Here is an 8,759-nt window from a genome sequence, read left to right on the forward strand (position 1 = left end):
CGTGGATTTAGGAGAAGTTGCAACTTTTCTAAAAAGCTCGAAAATCATTTTAAAGCCTTTGATTTGACTTTCTTTTACCTTAATAACGGATTTGTTTAACGCCAGCATACTTTTTGAGACACCACCATATTTTCTTTTACAAACTGGATGGCAATCCCTCGTTTGACCAGTTTATCCACTTCAGTCACCAAATCTTTTAAGCTTCGCGCAAAACGATCCATGGAATGTACTATCACCCGGTCTCCTTCCCGGACATAATTCAACATTTCCTGAAATTTCGGTCGGTCGGTATTTTTACCTGAAGCACGGTCAACAAAAATCCGGTCGACTTCAATTCCCTCAAGTTGACGTCCCGTATTTTGCTCGACCGAACTCACTCGCACATAGCCTACTTTTTGGCCTTTCACTTTTTACGCCCCAATTGGATAAAAATGAACAATTTCGTAAATTATAAATCTCTAATACCAAAGTTACATGTTACTTATGATTAAAAAACATTTAAATGGTACATGTTTTTAAGAACTTTTAAAATGTAATTTTAGGGTATACTCTAAATTTACAGAACATCTCTTATTCGAAATTCGATCGAATGGGAGTAAAAGCCTGCCTCAATTCGAATTAATTTTACGTTTTTTAATTTTAAAAGTTCGTCGCCCAGCAAGTCGGTAAGCAAGGTCAGGATTCCGGCCGTCCAAGTGTTTAACCAAAATTGGCACACCATTCGGTGTTTTACTCATTAAATTATCATTTTCTACATACAGCACTGTTCCTCTTTGCGCTGCGGCAATAAAGCGGTCTCGAAGTACATTTGCAGCTTTGGCAGCAATACCTGATTCATTGTCATCTTCATCAATTAGATCTACTGTTGACATAGTGCCGTACTCCCAATTAGCTGATATATGAATCATATTACAAGTCGGGTAGACAGGATAAAGAACTAGAGACCTTTCTACATATAATGCTCTGATCGACACACACAATAGCTTCTTTCCACATCAAGGTAGGTATTATGTGTGATCTGAATTTTATATTTAATTTCAATAACTTATAAATATTAATGTTTGAGTTTTATTTTTGCCACATAAACAAAATAATATTTAAAATCAAATGCTTATATTTTATAAAAAATTTAAAGCTTAGCATCACACATGATAGCTACCTAAATTAGCTCCATTAGGTAGCTATCATGTGTGTCGATATTAAAAATTATGTTTAATTTCAATGTATTAATAGAATTCAACTCTTTATAATTTTGATATTTTTTTTACAAAGCACGGGATCATCTAACAGAAATTTTTTCCCTTTTTTAATCCTGGATATTTAGAATCGGTAGAAATTTCTTCACTTAAAAATTTAACTGCCTAGAGAGCAAAATGAATCCTATAACTTTTCAGAAACTGGAAAAAATGAATAAGCACTGCAAGGCTTGTGTTAAAGCCTATGCACTTTTGACTTTGTTGAGTCTGGTGACTTTTTTCATCTATTTTTTTAATCGTTTCACATTAGAAATTCTCGTTACGGACACGACTGCTCTATTTCCGGTTATCAAAATGGAAGCGTTGGCACTTGGGATAATGCACATTGTTTACTGCTTCTTTTTTAAATATGTCGATAAAAAACTTCAAATATTCGGCTTAGATTCAAATAATCTGAATGAATACATCCAGCGGAATCAGGCATTTTTCCAAAAATATTAAGGTATGGCTTCTCCAGTGGAACTCATGTCTTGTAATACATCAAAGACAAGTCTCTCAATGCCTGAGCGTGCTTTATCACGGTCTGGATCTAGCCAGGATAGCGACGGGAATTCGGCACAGAGTCCAATAAATTCCCCGTCTTGGGCGGACCATGTCACACTAAATAAATAACGAGCTTCGGTCTTAAAATCGAAAAAAGCTTTCATATATTTTGCCGCGTGTTTAGCCTCAGCTCTCAAATCGTCAATTTCTTGGCGGCTGAGATAATAATCATCAGGATATTTCTGCATGAGTTATCACCATTGTTAATTGAGATTGATTTAAAAAACATCCTATACCTCGGTTTTATTGGACTTCGCCTTCCATTTTTCGTATTTTTTGTTGAGATCTTCCGTTAATACACTCCTAAAATGAGCTTCTGCTTCTTGATATGATGAATTATTTACAATCGAACTTTTCAGTTTTTTCATATATGAAAGTTTTAAAGTCCGGGCACCATGATCAAACCAGGGCTGATTATATTTATCCTTGAATAAGCGTTTTTCTAGGTGATACAAATTTCCGATCTGCTGACGTACCCCACGGTAGCCTAAATAGCCCTCCAAGGCCCGGAAATGGCGTTCAAAATAGGCTTTCTTCTCATCCAGACTGGCATTTTTTTCAATCAGGCTCTGAAACCGCAAAACGACCCTTTTCCCTTGTTCTAGTTGTTCCTTATAGGCTTTATCAGTCAAACGCCAGGTCCAATCTGTGACATGTTTTTCATTGGTCCAATTCTTGGCTTGAAGCTCTTTAATGCTTTTCTTCGGCTTGGTCAGACGTACCAGTTCATATCTACCACAGCTGATTGGATTAACCTCACCAATGTAACTAAAAGACTCTGAACTTGGACAGATCTCAAAGATTTTACGGTTAATCTTCAATAAATCTTGTTTGTCTGTTTTGCTCAAAACTTTTTGAGTTTTTTCATCCAATAAGAAAGCATCACTGGTTCGACAAAACAGGTAAGCCTCTACTTGCACCAAAAAAGCAGGTTCATTTTTATCAAATTTTTCCCAGCATTCACTCTCACTCAGTCCTGGTAAATAACTATAAGTGAAATGAACCAGCAAGCTAAAAACTGGCTCACTGTTCAATCTTCTTCGATAGGTTTGTTGGGCTGTTTCCAGTAAATGATAACGCTCAATCCATTTTGAAATCATACGGCTTGCTTCATCAGTATTCATATTCAATATGAATTTCTTAGCAACAAGATCATATTCGTTCGTCATCATTCCCATGACATGTTTTGTAAAATCTTTAGGAACATAGCTGTAATAAATCATTTTTTTATTACTCTTAAAGTGATTTTAATAAAGTGATTCTATAAGAGATTTATAAAAGATATTTATTAAAAATTCTATAAGAAATTCTTAAAGTCTCAAAAATGCAATTTTTGAGACTTTAAGCATGATTGCGAATCACCTTCGGAGATTCTATAAATAGCAGTTCCCCAAAATGGGCTTGACGACCGCAACTTGATCAAATATAAAACTTTTAGGGTCTTTGATTTTTTGCGTGGACTGCCAATCCATGAGCCAATTCTTTTCTGTTTGGTTCCTGGGTTGCCTACCCATGAATCAGACACACTCCCCCTTCTTGAGGATTGCCAGTCTTTGAGAAGCTTTAGTGGTGAAGCTGCGTGCGTGAGGAAACTCTAGCTGGCGCGGCTACACTAGGGGCTGGCGGGTGTGACTCCCGCTTTCTACCTGTTCACTCATTTTGATGAATGAACACCCTCCACTCCCAAGGTGGAGGTCAGTTGGGCGACAAGGACACGGGATCACGGTGACGTGGCGGTGGGAGTAACTTCCCTCCTAGGCTGAAAGGGCCAAAACCCTGTATTAAAACAGACAGTCAGAGGACTCACGGAATGAGTAACCTCGTGAATAGCTGATAACCAGACGCTTCAAGTCAAAAACAAAAATAAAGACAAGGGCGTAGGTTATACCCACAGGTGGGCTTTTGAGGGCATCGTGAGGTGTCAGGGTTGCAAGGCGAAAGCTGGCGCAATCGGTACTCGATTTTAGGTAGAACAGTGAATTTGTCGGAAGACATTCTGTTTTGCTGTCGAGATCAATGGATAGCTCAAGCCTGTAAGGTCGTCAACATGGTGCTTTTTAGGCTGTGTATGTCGATATGGGTAAGGCGTGAACGTGGATGATTATTAACTACATATTGCATTGTATAAACCTGATACGACTTGGAACTGCGATCGGGGGAGATAGGAATGTAGGTGTTGTATGTAGGAGATCGGCACGGGTTCTGCCAGTTTTCAGGCAACTGAAAACAACTGTTTTAATACTAACTTGGGAAGCAGTTTTGTTTAATGACGAAGCCGTATTGCTTAAAGATTTCTCTTTAATTTGAAGAGGTCTTTATTCAATCGGAGGCAACTTCCGAAAACAGAACTGTGGGAGAGTGACTTAGTAGGGCTTTGCTGTAATGGCAAAGGAAGCATTTCAATTCGAGTGAAAGGCGAGCGTTGAAATGAGTAACGAAAGGACACGCCATTAAGTTGGAGTGTGTAAGAGAATTGGAAGAATGTGGTTTGAGGATGAAGTTTGGCAACTTCATAGACTTGGCGGTCTAAACCCTCCAGCCACATTTGTAAAAATCGACCTAGAAGATCAGATTCGAGTGGCATCGGATCCAGAAATTCCAAGAACCTTGAGAAAACAAGTCAAATCAAAGTCTTTGATCCGACTTTTTAAAAACGGTTAGTGGGGACCTCACTTAAAAAATCCTGACGCAGCCGATTCTGCTGAACGAAATTAAAAATCTGTGTGTCCCTCATCACACATAAATAACTGAGATCAAAGTCCTGAGTACGACTATAAACTGCTTTCCATTTTGCGCTGATTTGCGTTTTAAGCCATTTTCTCTATTTGATATAGGTAATCTTGATAATCAGTGAAAAAACGCGTCTACCCCCTATTTTTTGCCTCTAATCGTTATATCAGAGCGAGTGTCTACGAGCGAACATCAAAAAGTCGTGCCTAGACTCCCTGAAAAACAGCTTTTTAGGCTGTGAAGTCAAAAAAGGCGTAAATCATATGTAGAAAATTGAGCCTAGACCGAGCGAAGCGAGCAAAAAAGTACTATGAGCGAAGCGAATTCCGAGTTGCTTTTGCTTTTTCTAAAACTCACGAAAATATTAACCAAAAAATTGCCCCTCGAATCGAGCGAAAGCGAGATTCAATAGAGTTTGAGCGAAGCGAAAACCAAGGGCAATTTTTCATGATTCACGTTTTTAATTATTTTTAAATACTTTTAATGTTTTTAGATGCTCTGTAGCCCTATAAAATAAAGGGTTACAGAGCTTATACATGGACGTTTATCTTGCTATACATGGACGTTTATCTTGCTATACATGGACGTTTATCTTGCTATACATGGACGTTTATCTTGCATATATTGACAAATATTATAATGTCAATTTTAAGGTTGAATTATAAACCACCTAATTGCAATAAGTGTTTGTATTTAATGAATTTTTATTAATTCCGATTATATATTAGATATTTAATAAATATTAAATACATAATATCAAAGATATTATCTTAAAATATCTATATATATTATTGTTTTTATTATAAATAATAGATTAGATAATATATTAAATAGACATTTTATAACCTATTATTTTTAATATACATGGACGTTTATCTTGCTATACATGGACGTTTATCTTGCATAACCTAAAAAATCATTGACATCAAAATATAGTGTCAATATATTGACATCAAATGATCACGTCAAAATAAAGATATGAAAAATACTGTCGTCAAAGATAATGCTTTAATCAATGCTAGTTACAACCTAGATCTAGCAGAGCAAAGACTAATCTTATTAGCTATTGTTGAAGCTAGAGAAAGTGGAAAAGGTATCAATACAAACGACCCACTCGTTGTTCATGCTGAAAGTTATGCACATCAATTTAATGTTCATAGAAATACGGCTTATACAACATTGAAAAATGCTTGTAATGCACTGTTCTTACGTCAGTTTAGCTATCAAGAAAAAAACTCTAAAAACATAGAACATATTAAATCTAGATGGGTTAGTGAAATCAGATATATAGAGAATGAAGCCGTGGTTAAACTTATTTTTTCCCCAGCCATTGTTCCATTAATTACAAGATTAGAAGAACATTTTACTAAATATGAGCTAGAACAAATTAGTAATCTGAGTAGTGCTTATGCAATCCGTTTATATGAGCTTTTAATAGCGTGGCGAAGTACAGGTAAAACGCCAATTTTTGAATTAGCCGATTTTAGAGAAAAATTAGGAGTTGATAAAACAGACTACGCGATAATTTCTGATTTAAAAAAACGAGTACTAGATATTTCAGTTAAACAGCTTAATGAACACACTGACATCACTGTTGAATACGAACAACATAAAAAAGGACGTTCAATTTACGGCTTTTCATTTTTATTTAAAAACAAGCAAACAGAGCAGAATTTAAACTCGACACGAGATCCAAATACCGTAGATCTTGTTTCAAAAATGACTAAGGCTCAGCGACATTTATTTGCTAATAAACTCTCTCAATTACCTGAGATGAGTAAGTACTCCCAAGGCACCGAAAGCTTTCCGCAATTTGCAATTCGTATAGCTGACATGCTGCAAGATCCACATCGTGCTAAAGAACTGTATCCATACTTAGAAAAAGTGGGATTTATGTCAGCTACTAAAAACAATGCTGTTAACAACTAAACTCTCAGTGAGTGAAGGATCCAGAATTAAAATCTGAGACTAAATAATTAAACTATAGTCATATAAGGAATTTGAAATGCTTATTGATGCAATTGCTTTATTAAGTGCTAAAAAAAATACTAAAGGTTATTCAGCTCATATCCAAATTGAGACTTCTGACGGTTCAGAAATTAGTGGCTCTATACAATTAGATCATGAATGGGATTATCAACTCGGCTTTTTGAGAGATTTAATAAATACAGAAGAAGATATGCGTTTTGTTGATAGAACCTTTACCAGTGAGGATTTTAGAAATGGTGTTTTAGGTTACTTAAGCAATTAGGCTTTAAACCTTGAGTGTATTAAAGAATACACTTGTTGTATTCTTTAATACGTCTCCTAAATACACAGTAATACAGTATGAAAACAAGTACAAAATACAGTGTTAGTGATGCTGCAACACTGTATAAAAAATCTCGGGCCACACTCTACAAAGATATAAAAAACGGAGTATTAAGTCGTGATCATGATGGTTCTATCGACTTCTCAGAATTACTTCGTGTCTATGGTGAGCCTTTTGGTGGAAAACACCCAAAACGTATTGACATGTCTCCGATACAAAACCTAGATACACCTGAATACAATGATAAAACAGTGGAAGAACTCAAAAATCAGATTGAGTTTCTAAAGAAACAACTAGAAAAGGCAGAAGATAGAGAAGCAAAAGCTAATTCTCGCATCGACACACTCCTGACCCTCATTGAAATGAAACCATCCCAAGCCACTACAGCTAATAATCATCAACCTGAAACAGATATAGCGATAGATCCAAAACTAGAAACCAAACCTAAAGATGATGGATTGACTATTCCGGTTGAAAAAGAAAACAAGCGAATCCCTGTTCCTGAACACGTAGACCCAGAACCGGAAAAAAGAGGCTTCTGGAGCCGCTTCTTTAAGCCATATGGCTGATCTGATTGTTCACCTGGGCTTATTAAAACCGTGGAGCATTGCTCAAGAAGTAAGCGTGGAACGTGAAAAATCACAAAAAAAGCCCACCTTGGGGAAGGTGGGCTATCAACTAGAAACTACAGCATTGATTTCTAAGTGGAATTATAACGCATTTCGTATAAGGTGTATTATGTTAATTTTAGAAAATCTAAAATAATTATTGATAATTTTTTTTTGAAAATTTAACATACCTTCCGATTGGTATTTTAGGTATGATTACTTATGAACAGTGTGTTACTCGCTTATGTATTACTTGGATTTGCAATAGTTTCCGAAGTGATTGGAAGTAGTTTTTTAGTTAAATCGGAAGGGTTTACAAAACTTTTTCCAAGCGTGATGGTCTTTATTTTTTTTAGCACGGCATTTTATTTATTATCACAAGTTATTAAAACAATCCCTTTAGGTATCGCATACGCTATATGGGCTGGTGTTGGGATTGTTCTAACTGCTGTAGTTGGCTACTTTGTTTTTAAACAGACACTAGATAATCCTGCTTTAATTGGAATTGGTTTTATCGTATCTGGCGTAATAATTATTAATTTATTTTCGCAATCAGCAGGTCATTAAGTGAAAGAAATTCGGCAACAAAAGAAGCAACCAGAGGTTATTCGAAAGCGCATCCTTGAACAGGCAACTATTCTTGTTTCTCAAAAGGGTATTTCTGGTGTTTCTATTCAAAATATTGCTACAGCAGTAGGTATAACAAAAGGGGGGGTATTTCACCATTTCCCGAATAAAAAAAATTTGATAGAAGAAATGTTCAATCAAATAATTCTTGATTTAGATCAAACAGTTGAATACTTGATTAAACGCGATCCAACAGAATATGGTAAATTCACACGAGCTTATATTCATAGTTCTTTTATCCATCAAATAGATGGGGTGGTTTCTGCTTGGTCAGCGTTATCAATGACTATGATCACAGAGCCTACCTTTAATAAAATTTGGATGGAATGGCTAAAAAATAGATTATCTCAACATGCAGAAACGGATAGTCATCCTGATTTAGAGTTACTTCGTTTAGCAGCAGATGGGTTGTGGCTACAAAGTATTACCGGAGTCATTGATGATGAGCAATGTTCAAAATTAGAAGACGATCTGCTTAATCGAACCTATTTAACATAAAATCTCTTATTCGAAATTTGAACTGTAAGCCCCAGATAGAAAAATCCAGTGCATAGAACGGCACTGTTGCAAATAGGCTGACATGATAAGCTAAATATCTTATTTATTTCGAGATACAGCAGATGAATCCCTTCCACGGTCGGCACTTTCAAGGTGAAATCATTCTTTGGGCTGTTCGTTGGTATT

9 protein-coding genes and 2 pseudogenes are annotated in these 8,759 nt (G+C 36.0%); 7 read left to right on the top strand and 4 right to left on the bottom strand.

Annotated features, from left to right (window positions below; translation table 11 throughout):
* Positions 1 to 99: pseudogene (locus FTT86_RS15190) on the top strand (IS1 family transposase); the annotation flags it as partial.
* A gap of 26 nt (positions 100 to 125) precedes the next feature.
* On the opposite strand, the pseudogene FTT86_RS15195 reads toward FTT86_RS15190, so the two are convergent.
* Positions 126 to 407: pseudogene (locus FTT86_RS15195) on the bottom strand (recombinase family protein); the annotation flags it as partial.
* Positions 408 to 608: 201 nt separating this feature from the next.
* A complete protein-coding gene (locus FTT86_RS15200; protein ID WP_127801456.1) occupies positions 609 to 872 on the bottom strand; it encodes a hypothetical protein in 264 nt (87 codons plus the stop codon).
* A gap of 501 nt (positions 873 to 1,373) precedes the next feature.
* Here FTT86_RS15200 and FTT86_RS15205 point away from each other — a divergent pair.
* The gene (locus FTT86_RS15205) at positions 1,374 to 1,697 is read left to right on the top strand and encodes a hypothetical protein (RefSeq protein WP_104442387.1); all 324 of its coding nucleotides are present in this window, start codon (positions 1,374 to 1,376) and stop codon (positions 1,695 to 1,697) included.
* On the opposite strand, the gene FTT86_RS15210 is transcribed toward FTT86_RS15205, so the two are convergent.
* Both FTT86_RS15210 and FTT86_RS15215 read right to left on the bottom strand, forming a co-directional pair.
* Positions 1,694 to 1,903 carry a hypothetical protein gene (locus tag FTT86_RS15210; RefSeq protein ID WP_005404800.1) on the bottom strand — a complete coding sequence of 70 codons (210 nt, stop codon included), beginning with the start codon at positions 1,901 to 1,903 and terminating at the stop codon, positions 1,694 to 1,696. The two genes, FTT86_RS15205 and FTT86_RS15210, sit on opposite strands and share 4 nt — an antisense overlap.
* A 126-nt stretch (positions 1,904 to 2,029) precedes the next feature.
* Complete coding sequence (locus FTT86_RS15215) at positions 2,030 to 3,022, bottom strand: hypothetical protein (RefSeq protein WP_227554861.1); 993 nt, start codon at positions 3,020 to 3,022, stop codon at positions 2,030 to 2,032.
* 2,485 nt (positions 3,023 to 5,507) lie between these two features.
* Between FTT86_RS15215 and repM the strand changes: the two genes are divergently transcribed.
* The 5 genes from repM (at position 5,508) to FTT86_RS15240 (ending at position 8,573) form a co-directional block, all read left to right on the top strand.
* Positions 5,508 to 6,458, top strand: coding sequence for a replication initiation protein RepM (repM, locus tag FTT86_RS15220; RefSeq protein WP_005404786.1), 951 nt, complete (start codon positions 5,508 to 5,510; stop codon positions 6,456 to 6,458).
* A gap of 76 nt (positions 6,459 to 6,534) precedes the next feature.
* Entirely contained in the window at positions 6,535 to 6,780 is a 246-nt protein-coding gene (locus FTT86_RS15225; protein ID WP_005404787.1) for a hypothetical protein, read from the top strand.
* A gap of 77 nt (positions 6,781 to 6,857) precedes the next feature.
* The gene (locus tag FTT86_RS15230) at positions 6,858 to 7,409 is read left to right on the top strand and encodes a plasmid replication DNA-binding protein (protein WP_005404788.1); all 552 of its coding nucleotides are present in this window, start codon (positions 6,858 to 6,860) and stop codon (positions 7,407 to 7,409) included.
* A gap of 261 nt (positions 7,410 to 7,670) precedes the next feature.
* Complete coding sequence (locus tag FTT86_RS15235) at positions 7,671 to 8,015, top strand: SMR family transporter (protein WP_005146112.1); 345 nt, start codon at positions 7,671 to 7,673, stop codon at positions 8,013 to 8,015.
* Positions 8,016 to 8,573 carry a TetR/AcrR family transcriptional regulator gene (locus FTT86_RS15240; protein ID WP_005146114.1) on the top strand — a complete coding sequence of 186 codons (558 nt, stop codon included), beginning with the start codon at positions 8,016 to 8,018 and terminating at the stop codon, positions 8,571 to 8,573.
* Positions 8,574 to 8,759 lie beyond the last annotated feature (186 nt).

The organism is Acinetobacter sp. YH01021 (assembly GCF_013420255.1).
Taxonomy (GTDB): domain Bacteria; phylum Pseudomonadota; class Gammaproteobacteria; order Pseudomonadales; family Moraxellaceae; genus Acinetobacter.